Origin of the sequence: Bradyrhizobium sp. AZCC 1577 (assembly GCF_036924575.1) — a bacterium.
Lineage (GTDB): Bacteria > Pseudomonadota > Alphaproteobacteria > Rhizobiales > Xanthobacteraceae > Bradyrhizobium.
Window position 1 is genome coordinate 6,169,451 of the sequence record NZ_JAZHRQ010000001.1, and the last position, 14,727, is coordinate 6,184,177.

At 62.3% G+C, this 14,727-nt stretch carries 12 protein-coding genes; 3 read left to right on the forward strand and 9 right to left on the reverse strand.

All coding sequences use genetic code 11. The features are described from left to right. Positions 1–12: 12 nt before the first annotated feature. The 3 genes from V1278_RS29275 to V1278_RS29285 form a co-directional block, all read right to left on the reverse strand. Entirely contained in the window at positions 13–3,108 is a 3,096-nt protein-coding gene (locus tag V1278_RS29275) for a MexW/MexI family multidrug efflux RND transporter permease subunit (RefSeq protein WP_334367719.1), read from the reverse strand. Positions 3,109–3,227: 119 nt separating this feature from the next. Continuing rightward, on the reverse strand, positions 3,228–4,421 hold the full coding sequence (locus V1278_RS29280; RefSeq protein ID WP_334367718.1) for an efflux RND transporter periplasmic adaptor subunit: 1,194 nt from the start codon (positions 4,419–4,421) through the stop codon (positions 3,228–3,230). 1 nt (position 4,422) lies between these two features. Continuing rightward, positions 4,423–5,124, reverse strand: a complete 702-nt coding sequence (locus V1278_RS29285; protein ID WP_334383081.1) for a TetR/AcrR family transcriptional regulator — start codon at positions 5,122–5,124, stop codon at positions 4,423–4,425. 314 nt (positions 5,125–5,438) lie between these two features. Between V1278_RS29285 and V1278_RS29290 the strand changes: the two genes are divergently transcribed. From V1278_RS29290 to V1278_RS29300, 3 genes are all read left to right on the forward strand, one after another. Further along, positions 5,439–6,659, forward strand: a complete 1,221-nt coding sequence (locus V1278_RS29290; protein WP_334383082.1) for a cytochrome P450 — start codon at positions 5,439–5,441, stop codon at positions 6,657–6,659. 672 nt (positions 6,660–7,331) lie between these two features. After that, positions 7,332–8,654: a Spy/CpxP family protein refolding chaperone gene (locus V1278_RS29295; RefSeq protein WP_334383083.1), complete on the forward strand. Its 1,323-nt coding sequence runs from the start codon at positions 7,332–7,334 to the stop codon at positions 8,652–8,654. A gap of 7 nt (positions 8,655–8,661) precedes the next feature. After that, on the forward strand, positions 8,662–9,156 hold the full coding sequence (locus tag V1278_RS29300) for a c-type cytochrome (protein ID WP_334383084.1): 495 nt from the start codon (positions 8,662–8,664) through the stop codon (positions 9,154–9,156). A gap of 33 nt (positions 9,157–9,189) precedes the next feature. Here V1278_RS29300 and V1278_RS29305 read toward each other — a convergent pair whose 3' ends face one another. The 6 genes from V1278_RS29305 to V1278_RS29330 all read right to left on the reverse strand — a co-directional run bounded on the left by V1278_RS29305 (position 9,190) and on the right by V1278_RS29330 (position 14,722). Continuing rightward, positions 9,190–10,065, reverse strand: a complete 876-nt coding sequence (locus V1278_RS29305) for a hypothetical protein (protein ID WP_334383085.1) — start codon at positions 10,063–10,065, stop codon at positions 9,190–9,192. 14 nt (positions 10,066–10,079) lie between these two features. Further along, entirely contained in the window at positions 10,080–11,444 is a 1,365-nt protein-coding gene (locus tag V1278_RS29310) for an MBOAT family O-acyltransferase (protein WP_334383086.1), read from the reverse strand. Between the two features lie 126 nt (positions 11,445–11,570). Then, complete coding sequence (locus V1278_RS29315) at positions 11,571–11,951, reverse strand: hypothetical protein (protein ID WP_334383087.1); 381 nt, start codon at positions 11,949–11,951, stop codon at positions 11,571–11,573. A gap of 189 nt (positions 11,952–12,140) precedes the next feature. Further along, a complete protein-coding gene (locus V1278_RS29320; protein ID WP_334367710.1) occupies positions 12,141–12,431 on the reverse strand; it encodes a hypothetical protein in 291 nt (96 codons plus the stop codon). A gap of 234 nt (positions 12,432–12,665) precedes the next feature. Continuing rightward, entirely contained in the window at positions 12,666–13,529 is an 864-nt protein-coding gene (locus tag V1278_RS29325; protein ID WP_334383088.1) for a sugar phosphate isomerase/epimerase family protein, read from the reverse strand. Further along, positions 13,529–14,722, reverse strand: a complete 1,194-nt coding sequence (locus V1278_RS29330) for a dihydrodipicolinate synthase family protein (protein ID WP_334383089.1) — start codon at positions 14,720–14,722, stop codon at positions 13,529–13,531. The genes V1278_RS29325 and V1278_RS29330 overlap by 1 nt, the downstream gene beginning before the upstream one ends. Positions 14,723–14,727 lie beyond the last annotated feature (5 nt).

A 14,727-nucleotide genomic window follows, 5' to 3' on the forward strand; every position in this document is an offset into this window, starting at 1 on the left:
GGTTACAAAGGCTCAGGTCGGCTTGAGCGCCGGCCTCCCAAGATCGAAATCCGCGATCTCCTTGGTCCGCTTGGAGCCGACCTTGGCCTGGTGATCGGTGGCCAACCAGACATAGACCGCCGGCAGCACGAACAGCGTGAACAGCGTGCCGATCGACATGCCGGCCACCACCACGAGACCGATCGAGAACCGGCTGGCAGCGCCTGCGCCCGTGGCGGTCAGCAACGGGATCAGACCCGTGACCATCGCCGCCGTCGTCATCAGGATCGGCCGCAGCCGGATGCGAGCAGCCATTTCGATCGCCGAACGCTTGTCGAGGCCTTCCTTGAGCTGCAGTTCGTTGGCGAACTCCACCATCAGAATGCCGTGCTTGGTGATCAGGCCGACCAGCGTCAGCAATCCGACCTGGGTGTAGATGTTGATGGTCGCCACGCCGAAGAACAGCGGGATCAGCGCACCGACGATCGCCATGGGAACGCTGATCATGATCACCAGCGGATCGCGCAGGCTTTCGAACTGCGCCGCCAGCACCAGGAAGATGATGATCAGCGCGAAGCCGAAGGTGATCGCGAGCTGATTGCCTTCCTGCACATATTGCCGGGAATCGGCCAGATAATCGTGGCCAAAACCGGCAGGCATCTTCTTCGCTTCGCCCTCCAGGAAATCCACCGCCTGCCCGACCGTCACGCCCGGCATCGGCACCGCGGAGAACGTCGCTGAATTGAGCTGGTTGTAATGCGTCAGCGCATTCGGATCGGTGGCGGTTTCGATCGACACGATGGTGGACAGCGGCACTAGCTGCCCGGTGTTGGTCGGGACGTAGTAACCGCCAAGCGATTCCGGCGACAGTCGCTTGTCGCGCGACACCTGCGGGATCACCTGGTATGAGCGTCCCTCGAGGTTGAAGCGGTTGACGTAATTGCCGCCCAACAGCGTCTGTAAGGTAGCGCCAACCTGCGACATGTTGATGCCGAGGTCGCTCGCCTTGGAGCGGTCGATCGAGACGCGAACCACCGGCTGATTGAATTCGAGGTCGCTGTCGGAGACGATGAACATACCGCTCTTGCGTGCGGCATCCTTCAGCTTCGCCATCTGGTCATAGACGGCCTGGAAGCCGGCGGTCGAATTGATCACCATCTGTATCGGCAGGCCACCCGGTCCGCCCGGCAACGGCGGCAGGTTGAACGCAAAGGCCTGGACGCCTTCGATCTTGCTGATCTCCGCCTGCACCAGCGGCTTCAGCGCGATCGAGGATCGCTCACGCTCGTCCCACGGCTTGAGCAGCATGCCGGCAATGCCGCCCTGCGGGCCGTTGATGCCGTTGAGGACGAAGCGCAGGTCCGTTTCCGGAAACTTGGCGAAAGCCTTGTCGAGCTTGTCGCCGTAGAAGTCGACATAATCGATGTTGGCGTATTTCGGCGCCTTGGTCACCGAGAACACGATGCCCTGGTCCTCCTCGGGCGCGAGCTCCTTGGAGGTGTTCATGTAGAGGAAACCGACCAGACCCAGGATCGTCAGCGCGAACAGGCCGGTGATCGGGCGATAGTCGAGCGAGCGGTCGAGCTGGCGGCCGTACCAGCGTGTCATTGAGCCGAACACCCTGTTGACCAGCCTCGAGAACCGCCCCTCGTCCGCGCTCTTCAGGAGGACCGAGCACATCATCGGCGACAGCGTCAACGCGATCACGCCCGACACGATCACTGAGCCCGCCAGCGTGAAGGCGAATTCGCGGAACAGCGAGCCCGTCAGGCCGCCGAGGAAGCCGATCGGCGCGTACACGGCGGCAAGCGTAATCGTCATGGAGATCACGGGGCCGACGATTTCGCGCGCGCCCTGCAGCGACGCCTGCACCGGCGTCTTTCCTTCCTCCAGATGGCGATGGATGTTCTCCACCACCACGATGGCGTCGTCGACCACGAGCCCGATCGCCAGCACCATTGCCAGCAGCGTCAGAAGATTGAAGCTGAATCCCATCATCAGCATCAGGCTGCACACGCCGATCAGCGACAGCGGAATCGTCACCACGGGAATGATGACCGAGCGGAATGAGGCCAGGAACAGGAAGATCACGACCACCACGATCAGCACGGCCTCGATCAGCGTGTTCTTCACCTCGTCGATCGACGACTGAATGAACTTGGTGGAATCGTAGGCCACTTTCATTTTCATCGACGGCGGCAGGTTGCGTTCGATCTCCGGCATCAACGCGCGCACGCCCTTGACCAGCGTCAGCGGGTTGCCTTGCGGGGTCGCCTGCACGCCGATGAAGATCGCGCGCTCGCCGCTGAACGCGACGCTTGCGTCCGAGCTTTGCGCCGCAAGCTCGACGGTTGCGATATCCTCGATCCGCACGAAGCCGCCGTCCTTGGACTTGACGATCATCTTCTTGAACTGCTCGAGGTTCCGCAGGTCGGTATTAGTCTGGACGTTCGAGACGATAAAATAGCCCTTGGACTGGCCGGCTGCTGCCTGGAAGTTGTTGGCGGCGATCGCCGCGGAAACGTCGCTCGGCGACACGCCGCGGCCCGCCATTCGCACCGGATCGAGCCACAGCCGCATCGCAAAGGTCTGGCCGCCGAGGATGTCGGCGGATGCGACGCCGTCGACCGTCGACAGCACCGGCTGCACCACGCGTGTCAGATAGTCTGAAATCGCCGACCCCGAGAGTTCTTCGCTGGAGAAGCCCAGATACATCACGGCCGTGGTCTGGCCGGTCGTCTTGGTTATGACCGGGTCGTTCGATTCCTTCGGGATCAGGTATTTGACCGAGTTCACCTTGGCGAGAACCTCGGTCAGCGCCTGGTTCGGATCAAAATTCAGCTTGATGTAGACCTGAATCGTGCTGGTGCCCTGCACCGACGAGGAAGTGATGTAGTCGACGCCCTCGGCGGAAGCGACCGCCTGCTCGATCGGCGTGGTGATGAAGCCTTGAATCAGGTTAGCCGACGCGCCCGGATATGAGGTGGTGATGTTGACCACCGTGTTCGACAGCTTCGGATATTGCCGGATCGGCAATACGCTGGCGGCGCGCAGACCGATCAGGAGGATCAGCAGGCTGACGACGACCGAAAGAACCGGGCGCTTGATGAAAATATCGGTGAAGACCATCGTAAAATATCCCGCTGAATTCAGCATTTCCGTGGGGCGGTCGAGCCATAAGACCGCCGCCCATCTTTCTTTCGCCGCGGCTCCTCAAGGGAGCCGCACCATTTATCAGTAGCGCGTTATCAGTAGCGCGGCGGCTTCGCCGGAATCGCCGGCACCGGATCGTTCGAAATCGTCACGGCGGCTCCGGACTGCAGCTTGAGCTGGCCCACCGCCACGACGCGGTCGCCCTCCTTCAAGCCCTTCAGGACTTCGGCGCGGCCCTCAAGGCGCTTTCCGGTCTGCACGAAGGTGCGCGTCGCGATCAGGCTGGTCTTGCCGTCCTCCTCCTTCTTTTCACTGAGGAGGTAGACCGAGTCACCATAGAGCGTGTAGTCGACCGCGGTTTCGGGCACGGTGACGACCGGCGGCTTGTCCGGCAGCACGACGGTGGTGGTCGCGAACATGCCGGGCTTGAGGATCTTGTCCGGATTCTGGATCGTCGCCTGCACGCGAATGTTGCGCGTGTCCGCCGCGATCTGCGGCTCGATGGTGGTGATCTTGCCCTCGAAGGTGCGGCCCGGATAGGCGTCGACCGCGATCCGAACGATCTGGCCGACCTTGAGCTGGCCGGAGTCCTTTTCCGTCACGGTGAAGTTCGCATACAGCATCGACAGATCGGTCAGCGAGACGATCTGCGTACCCGCCGTCAGATATTGTCCGACTTCGACCCTGCGCACGCCGAGTTCGCCATCGAACGGCGCCCGCACCAGCTTCTGCGAAATGATCGCCTCGGTCCTGGCGATGCCGGCGCTGGCCTGATCGAACACAGCCTGGGCGTTATCCACCGTCGCCTGTGGTCCGACCTGACGCTCGGCCAACTGCTTGGCGCGATCGAGCGAGAGCTGCGCCAACCGCTGCTGCGCCTTGTAGTTGGCGAGATCCGCCTGCTCGGGACCGTCGAACAACTGCACCAGCGGCGTGCCCTCCTTCACGCTGGCGCCCGCCGTAAACTGGATATCGGTGATGCGGCCGTTGACGTCGGAGGTCACGTTGACCTGGTGCACGGCGGCAAGATCGCCGACCGCGGTCAGAAGATTCGGAATCGTTTCGGACTTCGCTGTGGCGATGTTGACGCTGGTCGGCGGCGGCTTCATGGTCGCGAAGAACTGCGCGATCATCTTGCCGCGGAAGTAGTTGAACCAGACCAGGCCACCAACCAGCAAGGCCAGCAGCGTTCCAACGATGATGAGCCACCGCACCATGCGGACCGGCCGCTTGTGCGGCTTTTCCGTTATCGGCTTGCCCGAAATCTTGTGTTCGGTCACGATATTCATGTCATGCACTTTCTGCAGTTACCGATTGTCCCGAATTCGGTGACAGCTCGCCGTCCAGATGAGAAGCAATTGCGGCTTCGGTAAGTCCGATGCCGCGCAGGATGAATTGACACAACTGCCGCTCCAGGTCGGCGGCGTTGCCGTAAGAAAGACAGGGCACGGGCGGAAGCCTCGTCAGCGCCGCCATCAGCACGGTGTGGTGCGCGAACCAGAACAGGTTGAGCGGATCGCTGCCGATCCGCGCCGCGTCGCCGGCCGTTACAGCGCGCTCGATCGACGCGGTGAACACCGGCCCGATCAGGCCGGCGACCTTGTCATAGAGCAAACGCGCGAACTCGCCGTCATCGAGATGGCTGGTCGTCATCAGCCGCAGCCGCTGCGCTTCCTCCTGATCCGAGCCGTCCGACACCTCCATGAAATGGCCAACCATGCTCTTGACCAGCTCAACCAGTGTGGCACTTGAAGGCTCCTGGCCCAGCAGGTGCGCGAAATCAGGATCGGCCTCGCACTCTTCGGCGAGGATTTCGGCATAGAGCGCTGCCTTGGACGGGAAATGCTTGAACAACAGCCCTTCCGAAATGGCTGCAGCCGCCGCCACGCTCTTGGTGGTGGTGCCGGCAAAGCCGTGACGGGCAAAGCACCGCTTGGCGGCGCTCAAGATCAATTGCCGCCGCAAGTCACTGGTCATGCGCAGGGTAGACATGGGGGCGTGAGTAATCACTCACCTTTGCGGAGTCAAGGATACATTGCAGCGCACCAGGCGGATTCTGCCACCGGGTGGCATCAAAGACACGGCCTCATCACTTTGTTTAAGCACGCTTTTTCTGGAAAACGGTCCTCGCGTTGCAGACTTATCCCGAATTGGTCGCAACCCCAAGGCGCTTGGATCCAGGCGCTTGGATGGTGTGGACTGAAAGCTGCGCCGACTTGACGCTTTGAAACCGACGTCTAAGATAGTTGCAAATGCGACTAATTTGACGGCCGCTTACCTTTCCGTCCCAACGAGTACGGCGAGCCATGAATCTGGATGCGCGCGAACTGGCGGCCACATTCGACCTCGAAAAGCTGACGCCCGAGTTCTATGCCAACCCCTACCCGACCTATCGCGCGCTGCGCGAGAGCGAACCGGTCAAGCGGTTGCCGAATGGGTCGTATTTCCTGACCCGCTACGACGACCTGGTTGCAGCCTACAAGAACACCAAGGCCTTCTCGTCCGACAAGAAGAAGGAGTTCTCGCCGAAGTATGGCGACTCCCTGCTCTACGAGCACCACACCACGAGCCTCGTGTTCAACGATCCTCCCGCCCACACCCGCGTCCGCCGGCTGATCATGGGCGCACTATCGCCGCGCGCGATCGCCGGCATGGAGCCCAACCTGGTCCGGCTGGTCGACCGCCTGCTCGACGCCATCGCCGCCAAGGGCAAGGTGGACCTGATCGACGATTTCGCTGCTGCCATTCCGATCGAAGTGATCGGCAATCTGCTCGATGTGCCGGAGAGCGAGCGCGATCCCTTGCGCGACTGGTCGCTGGCCATTCTCGGCGCGCTGGAGCCGGTGATCGGCCCGGACGCCTTCGCCCGCGGCAACACGGCGGTGAAGGATTTCCTGGCGTATCTCGAAGGGCTGGTGGCGCGGCGACGGGCCAAGCCCGGCAATCCCGACCGCGACGTGCTGACGCGACTGATTCAGGGCGAAGACAATGGCGAGCGGCTGACCGAAAAGGAGCTGCTGCACAACTGCATCTTCCTGCTCAATGCCGGGCACGAGACCACTACCAACCTGATCGGCAACGGACTCGTCGCGTTACTGAACCACGCAGGCGAGAAACGCCGGCTGATTGAAAATCCCGAGCTGATCAAGACCGCGGTCGAGGAAATGCTGCGTTTCGAGAGCTCCAACCAACTCGGCAACCGCATGACCGTCGAGCCGTTCGAACTCGGCGGCGTCGCGATGCCGGCGGGCACACCAGTGACGCTGTGCATCGGCGCCGCCAACCGCGACCCCGCCCAGTTCGCCGATCCCGAACGTTTCGATGTCGGCCGCACGCCGAACCGGCATCTGGCCTTCGGCACCGGCGCGCATCAATGCGCCGGCATGGCGTTGGCGCGGCTCGAGGGCGCCATCGCGATCTCGCGTTTCCTCGCGCGCTTTCCGGATTATGCGCTCGACGGCGAACCGGTACGCGGCGGCCGCGTGCGCTTCCGTGGATTTCTGAGCGTGCCTTGCACGGTCAGCTAAGGCGCAAGCGAACTGTATCAGTCCTGCGCCGTAAAATCGCAACGTAAGCCATAGCCGCGACGAACGATTCCTGCGCTTGCGCGTTGATGCTCCTGGGCGACGAAGCGAGGGAGTGAGATCATGCTTTCGAGCAGCGCTCGCATCGCAGCATTTTTGCTCGGTATCTCCGCGATAGCGGTGAGCACCGGCTCGTCCGCCCAACATCGAGGTGGCGTTGGTCCGGTTGGTCCCGCCGGCGGAGCTGCGCCAGCGGCCCGACCGGCTGCACCGCCACCGGCGATGGCCCGCCCGGCGGCGCCACCGGCGATGGCCCGCCCAGCGGCGCCACCCGCGATGGCTCGCCCGGCAGCGCCTCCGGCCATGGCGCGACCCGCCGCCCCGACGATCCGTGCAGCTCCTTCGCCGCAACGTCCAGCGATGGCCCCACAGGCCGCACCACCGCGCATCGCCGCGCCACCGCGGCCGGCTGCGCCGCGTGTCGTAGCACCGCGGCCTGAGATTCATCGTGCCGCGCCGTCGCAGCGACCGGCCATGGCGAGGCAGCCCGAACCGCGCATAACCGCACCTTCGCGGGCCGGCGCATCGCCTGTCGTAGGCGAAGCCCCGTCGCGAAGGGAACAGATCGAAACGCGTGCGCAGCAGCGTGAGCAGCGCCTCCAGCAGCGGCAGCAAATGGTGCAGGAGCGCCAGCGCGATGTCCTGTCGCGCCAGAGCACGGAGCGGCAGAGCCGCATCGATCGCTTGCAACAGCGCGTCCAGCAGTTGCAGTCGCAAAAGCCGGAAGGTCTCCGGGCGCAACGCGAGCAGCAAAGATCGCTGCAGACTCAAAACCGCCTGCTCCAGCGCGAGCAGCGCATCCAGGAACGTGACCAGGCACGCCTGCAGCGGCTGGGGCCACAGCCCTCGGCTGAACGATCCGCCTCTGCCGCGGCCATGCAGGCCGCCGCCCGCGGGCGATTTTCCGCGCAGTTCCGCAGCAATGATGCCCTGCAAGCCCGCGCGGCGCTGACCGCCCGGGAGAACCGCTGGGCTCCGCGCCACGCCTGGCGGCACGGCCATCGCGCCGCGTTCGTGGCCTGGCTCGGCCCGGTCTTCTGGCCTTACGCCTATTCCGACATCTTCAATTACACGTTCTGGCCCCACGCCTACGACCCGGGCTATTGGGCGTATGCCTACGACGACTTCGTCGACACCGTGTTTTGGGGTACGGACAGCCCCTATTCCGCCTACGCCAGATATCCTGATCCCGGGGCGGCGGTCACCGATTTCCGAGCGGGCAAGCGCGCAAGCGTGAGCCAGCAGACGCTTCGGCAGGTGTGCAGAGAACCGGACGAGGGCGTGACCGCCTGGCCGATTGCATCGATCGTGCGCGCAGTGCAGCCGACGCCCGAGCAGCGCGCCCTGCTCGACGAGTTGAAGGCCGCCGCGGCAAAGGCCGCCGACGTGTTCAAGGATACTTGCGCCGACTCCTTTGCCATGACGCCGCCTGGTCGCCTGCGGGCGATGACGAACCGCGTGACGGCTACGCTCGACGCGGTAAGGATCGTGCGTCCGGCGCTTGAGCGATTTTACAATTCGCTAAATGATGAGCAAAAAGCGCGTTTCAACGCACTCGGCCCGAACGTCGGCGACCGCTCGCAACAGCCGCAGCAGGAAGCAAATGCGCAAGCCGAGGCTTGCGGCGATCCGAAATCCAGCCTCACGCGGCTACCGATTGATCGGATCGAGGCTGTCGTACGGCCGGCGGGCGAGCAAAAGGAGGCGCTTGACCGCTTGAGCGACGTGACCAAGAAGGCGGTTGCAGGGCTGCAAGCTGTCTGCCCGGACGACGTGCCGCTTACGCCGGTCGGGCGGCTGGATGCGATGGAGAAGCGGCTCAAGGCCATGCTCGAGGCAGCCGATTGGGTGCAGGAGGCGTTGGATAAGTTCTATGCCACGCTGAGCAACGAGCAGAAGGCGCGCTTCAATACGATGCCGCAGGTCGCAGGCCAGTGACCGAAACATGCCCGGCATCCTTCTTGACGAGGATCGAATGAGGCAATCGCATTTTGTCATGCTGCTCGCCCGGCCGAAATCCAGCCGGCGAGACGCACGTTTACGGCACGGTCGGACGTTCCTGATAGGCGCGTTGAGCGGACTAGCGTATATGCTTGCTTCGCCTTCCGCCCTGCCCCAGGCGCCGCAAGGCGCGGAGGGCGTCTCAGGACAACAGGCGTTCAACAATGCCTGTCGAACGTGCCACATCATGAGAGAGGGCGACAATCGGCTGGGCCCCAACCTGCACAAGATTGTCGGACGCAAAGCGGGATCGCTACCAGACTATGGGTTTTCCAGCGCAATGAAGGAGGCAGGATTCGTCTGGGATGAGGAGAAGCTCGATCGCTTCATTGCCAACCCCGATGAGGTCGTGCCCGGCAACAGCATGAAGCCGTATGGCGGCCTCTCATCGAGCGAGGATAGAAAAAAGATCATCGCCTTTCTTGCTCAATCACGATAGCGCCGTAGCCCGCCTTTTCGAGAAAAGCCCCCGTCATTTCACCGCGCGCGCCAATGCCAAAGCGCGCTCCATCGCCTGCGCTACGATGACCGCAGAGCGCTCGTCGAGATGAACACCATCGGCCCAGCGTAGCTCGCCCCGGTTCACTTCGATAGATAGCCATCGATTGGAATCCGGAAACGCGGCGTGAATAATTTCCCGCGTGATCGCCGCATGCCGCGAGCCTTCGATCGGCTCGGAATAGGGTAGCTCGAACAGCAAAACGCGCGCACCGCGTTGTTCCATGATCCGGATCAGCTTCCCAATCCGTTTCGCGCTAATCTGCACCGCATCCGTCGGATCCTCCGCATTGGATTGCTGCAGCGCTCGATCCGTGTAGACCCGGTTGTCGAAATCGCTCGGCCGCTGCCCGATCAATCTGCGCAGTTCGAGCGAAACCTGCTCATGCGTCAGCGGCGCGTGAAGCCGCTGCTCATAAGCGGCTACCGCGGCCCTGATCGGGCGAAAGAACAATGGCTCGGCATCGCCGCGTGAGTAACGTTCAACCAGCGCGGCATCGGTCTGACGGACGAGAACATTCGCTTCGACCAGAATGAAGCTCGGAAGCTGCGGCTGGTTCGCAACGATCTCCAGCCCGGTGAGCGGCGAGCCGCCCGAAAGCGCCAGATTTCTCAGCTTGGGCGTTACAAAATATTCCTCCCTGAGGCGGAGCGTGATCGAGCTGCCCACGAGCACGACGTCAGGCAACGGCTCGCGCAGGTAACGGCTGAGCGTAATCAGCGTACCGTCCCGCGTTGTCGTTGCCGGCATTTGCAGCCCGCTGCCGAAGCGGATGGTAGCGAAGCCGCAGGCGCTCAAGACAATCGCCGCGCCGACACCGCATTTTATCAACCACCGAACGGCAGACACGTCTTCCTCGCTCCCTAGAACTGAAAGTAGATGAACGACGTTTCCGGGCCGGCTTCCAGATACGTCAGCGCGGCCATCGAGCCGTAGAGATATGGCTCCGCCCAGCGAAGCTTTCCCTCCGACAGCGGACGAAGACCGAGGTGCTGAATCATGACCGGCAGCGAATAGAGCAGCGCCAGGTTGTAGAACAGCTTCGTCGGGTTGGGATTCGTGCTCGGCGTAAACATACCCGTGAGGTAGCCGACCGCATGATCGAAGTTCGGTAGCTTGAAGAAGATCCAGAGCATGGTGACGCAGACGAAAACGACGGTCATCCGGGCCGCTCGAAATACCGCAAAGTCGATCGACGCCAAACGCGCCAACAAGGGGCGTTCGACCACCAGCAACAGGCCGTGCAACAGCCCCCAGATCAGATAGCTGAGGCCGGCGCCGTGCCAGAGGCCGCCTAACCCCATCACGATCATCAGGTTCAAATAGGTGCGCCATACGCCATGACGATTGCCGCCGAGCGGGACGTAAAGATAGGTCCGCAACCAGGTCGACAGCGAGATATGCCAACGCGTCCAGAACTCGGAGAACGAGGTCGAGATGTAGGGAAGATTGAAGTTGATCGGCAAACGATATCCGAACAGCAGGGCAAGGCCGATCGCGATCGCGGAATAGCCGAAAAAGTCCGCATAGATCTGATAGCTATAGAGGAAAACCAGCAGCCAGCGATCCTGGGTCTGCAGCGTCTCGTAGAGCGGGAAGCTCATGTAAGACGTCATTTCATTGAGGTTGTTGGCAACGTAGAGCTTGAAGAAAAACCCGGTCAGGATCCATTTCGCGGCCTCGACGAACGGAATGTCCGCAAAGTATTTCGGCTTGATCTGCGGCATGAACATTTCCGCGCGCGTGATCGGACCCGAAACGAGCTGCGGAAAGAAGATGATGTAGAGGAAGACGCCGGTCAGCGTCGGCGGCGCGCCCTTCTGCCGGGTCAAGTCGACCAAGAGGCTGATGTTGTGGAAGACGAAAAATGAAATGCCGATCGGCAGCGGCAGCTTCAGAAGAAAATCGAGCGGCGCGAAATCGACCAGGCTGGGGGACGCCGGATCGATAAACAGCAGTTTATATTTGAAGAACGCCAGCAGCGCGAGGTTGAAGGCGATGCCGGCCGGCAGCCAGAGCTGCCGGTTTCGCAACGCCAGGACCAGGAAAAGATATGTTCCGAGAACCGCGACAGCCAATAGCGCCAGCAGTTCCGGCTGGCCATAGCCGTAAAAGAACAGGCTGGCGAAGACCAGCAGTTGGACCTGAAATGCTCGCAGTGCCGGAAGATAATACGCCGCGAATACGATCGCGACGAAAATGCCGAACTGCCAGGATGTGAAAGTCATGCCGCCCCAACGGTGGTTGGGGAAGCTCTAGCATTTCGGCCCGGGAGGGCCTAGCCGGAACCCGGATTGCCGGCCTGGAGCAGGCCGTTCGACGCGGCTCGATTCCGCCACAGGTGTCGGGAAGTTCTAATTGCCGGCCGTGTTGAAGCGGGAAAGGTCGCAATCCCGTTCGGCATATTTCACGCGCCGCAGGCCCTCGCGGTCTTCGACCACGGTCGGCCGGCAGCGTTCCCTCCAGGCAGCCTGAGCCGCTTCATCGGCTTTCAGTTCTTCCGCGGTGCGGGGCGTGATCTTCACGGTGCCGCGGCTGCCGACGTAGAAATTGGTTTGCTGGCTGGGAAGCAGCGGCGCGCCCGAAGCAATGGCCGCGGCCTTGGCATTCGCTTCGGCCCGCTCCGCGCGGGCGGCCTGGGCGGCATCTGCGGCATGGCCGTGGTCCATCGCGAATTGCGCGGACGCGGACGATACCGAAGCGACGACGATCGAGATTGCGATGAAGACGCGCATGGACACTGCCCCTTGATGAATGCGTCTGTCAGGAATGACCGACAAGCATTGAGGCGGCGTAAAGCTGTGTGACTAACCGGATCGCAATTTGATCGATAAAGGTTTAGCGGTCTTTCGGGCGCGCGTTGCCCACCGTTCATCGAGCTGTAGGGCTCGGAATTCTCCTCGCTCGCGGCGAGGAGAATCTTGCTACTCGCTGCGGCCGAACTCGCAGCCCTTGCGGGCGTACACCAGGCGGACGACACCTTCGTTGTCGTAGGTGCGTTTCGGCTTGCAGAACGCTTCCCACTTCTCGATGCTGGCGCGCCTTGCCTTCGCGTCTTCCTGATTCTGCGCCTCGCTGCGCACCGGATCGTCCAGATAGGATGTCGTGCACACCCTGCCGTAGAACTTGCTGTAGGTGCAGCGTTCCACGACCTGCCAGGCCTGCGCCGATGTCGACAGCAGGGCCAGTGTTGCAATTGCGTAAAGGATTTTCATGTTGTCGCTCATCGCTCGAGGAGACTTTCTCCGTGCGACTAGCTAGCGCCGGAGTTTATCGAGGCGCAACGGTAACCCTTTGTTAATCTAAATACCCGCGGAAAAGGTTAAATCTGGAACCGCGCGCTGTCTCTTCATGCGACGCTATCACGACCAGAACGCGCGTCAGTTCACATACGAGACAACACCGTCCGTCATTGAGACAGCGGAACAGGCGTCTTCGAGTGACGGCTGCTAGACCACCGTCCGATGCCGCGCGATGCAGGTCTGCAGGACCTCGTCCATCGGCCTTGTCCACCACTCGTTGGAGAAGATTTCGATCTCGGAATAGCCGGCAAAGCCCTGCGCCTCGACCGCTGATCGCACAGATGTGATGTCGATGACGCCGTCACCCATCATGCCGCGGTCGTTGAGGATGTCTTTTGTCGGCACCAGCCAGTCGCAGACGTGAAACGCCAGCAATCGATCTTTCCCCGCGCGCGCAATCTGCGGCATCAATTCCGGGTCCCACCAGATGTGATAGACGTCGAGCGCAACGCCCAGCGCACCGGTGCGCAGCGGGTCGAGCTGATCGCAAATGTCCAGCGCCTGCTTCGTCGTGTTCACGCAGGCACGGTCGGCGGCGTAGGCCGGATGCAAAGGCTCGATCGCGAGCGGCATGTTGGCCTCTCTCGCATACTCCAGCATTTCCGCGATCGCGTCATGGACCTGCGTCCGCGCGGCCGCAATGTCCTTTGAGGCCGCGCTTCCCGGCCGCGAATATTGCGGCAGGCCGCCGACGACCAGCACGATACAGGGCGCACCCAGCGCCTTGGCTTCGTCCACCGCGCGGCGGTTGTCGTCGCGTGCCTCGATGCGATGCGCCGCATCCGCCGTGAACATGCCGCCGCGGCAATAGCCGGATAATTCAAGCCCGGCGTCGCGCACCGCCCGCACCGCGCGCTCGAGGCCAATGGCCGCAACCTGGTCGCGCCAGGGATCGATGGCGCGGATGCCATGCCGCGCGCAAGCATCGATGATGGCAACGAGATCGCCCTGCTTGCGGACGGTTGCCGTGTTCAGCGACAGCCAGCGATGATCGCTCGAGAAATCACGCATCAGGGTTCGATGCCGCGCGTTGCCAGCACCGTCTTCATGCGCCGCGTTGCCAGTTCGGGGTTGGAGAGCAGCCCAGCTTTGTCCGCAAGGCGAAACAATTCGGCCAGATGCAGCGTCGAGCGCGTGCTCTCCTGCCCGCCGACCATCGTGAAATGATCCTGGTGGCCGTTGAGATAGGCCATGAACACGATGCCGGTCTTGTAGAACCGCGTCGGCGCCTTGAAGATATGGCGCGACAGCGGCACGGTCGGCCTCAATACGTCATGGAAACCGGCCTCGTCACCGGCGGCCAGCCGCGACAGTGCATAGGACGCCGCCGGAGCGATGGCATCGAAGATGCCGAGCAGCGCATGCGAAAAGCCTTGCTCGTCGCCCGCGATCAGTTCGGCGTAGTTGAAATCGTCTCCGGTATACATCTTCACCCTGGGATCGAGGCGACGGCGCATGTCGATCTCGCGCTGCTTGTCGAGCAGCGAGACTTTTACGCCATCGACCTTGGCGGCATTGGCGTTGATGATGGCAACCGCCGTATCCATCGCCTTGTCGAGATCGGCCGTTCCCCAATAGCCCGATAGCGCCGGGTCGAACATGTCGCCGAGCCAGTGGATGATCACGGGCTCGCGAACCTGTGACAGTACCTGGTTGTAGACCTTTGCATAGTCGTCGGCGCTGCGGCCAAGCTTTGCCAATGCGCGCGAGGCCATCAAGATGATGCGGCCACCGGCCTTCTCGACCGCCGCGATCTGTTCCTCATAGGCGCGGATCACATCGTCGAGGCTCTTTGCGTCTTCCACTGCGAGGTGGTCGGTGCCGGCGCCGGAAAACACCAGCGCATTGCCCTTCGCTTTCGCAGCCTTTACCGAACGCTGGATTAGTTCCAGCGAAGTCGGCCAATCCAGCCCCATGCCGCGCTGCGCGGTGTCCATCGCCTCGGCAACGCCAAGGCCGAGATCCCAGACATGCTCGCGGAACGCGATGGTGCGGTCCCAGTCGATGACGGATGTCAGCCACGGGTCTTTGTCGGCGAGTGGGTCCGCCACGACGTGCGCGGCCGAGAAGGCCACGCGGTTGAGCGCACCTTCAAGCTTCGCCGGAAACGTCCGCGATGCCGCCAAGCGATAATCCTCGATTTTGCGATCCGCCGTCGGCAGCTTCAGCGACAGCGACGACATCGGCAGGACTGGCTTGTTCATGCTTA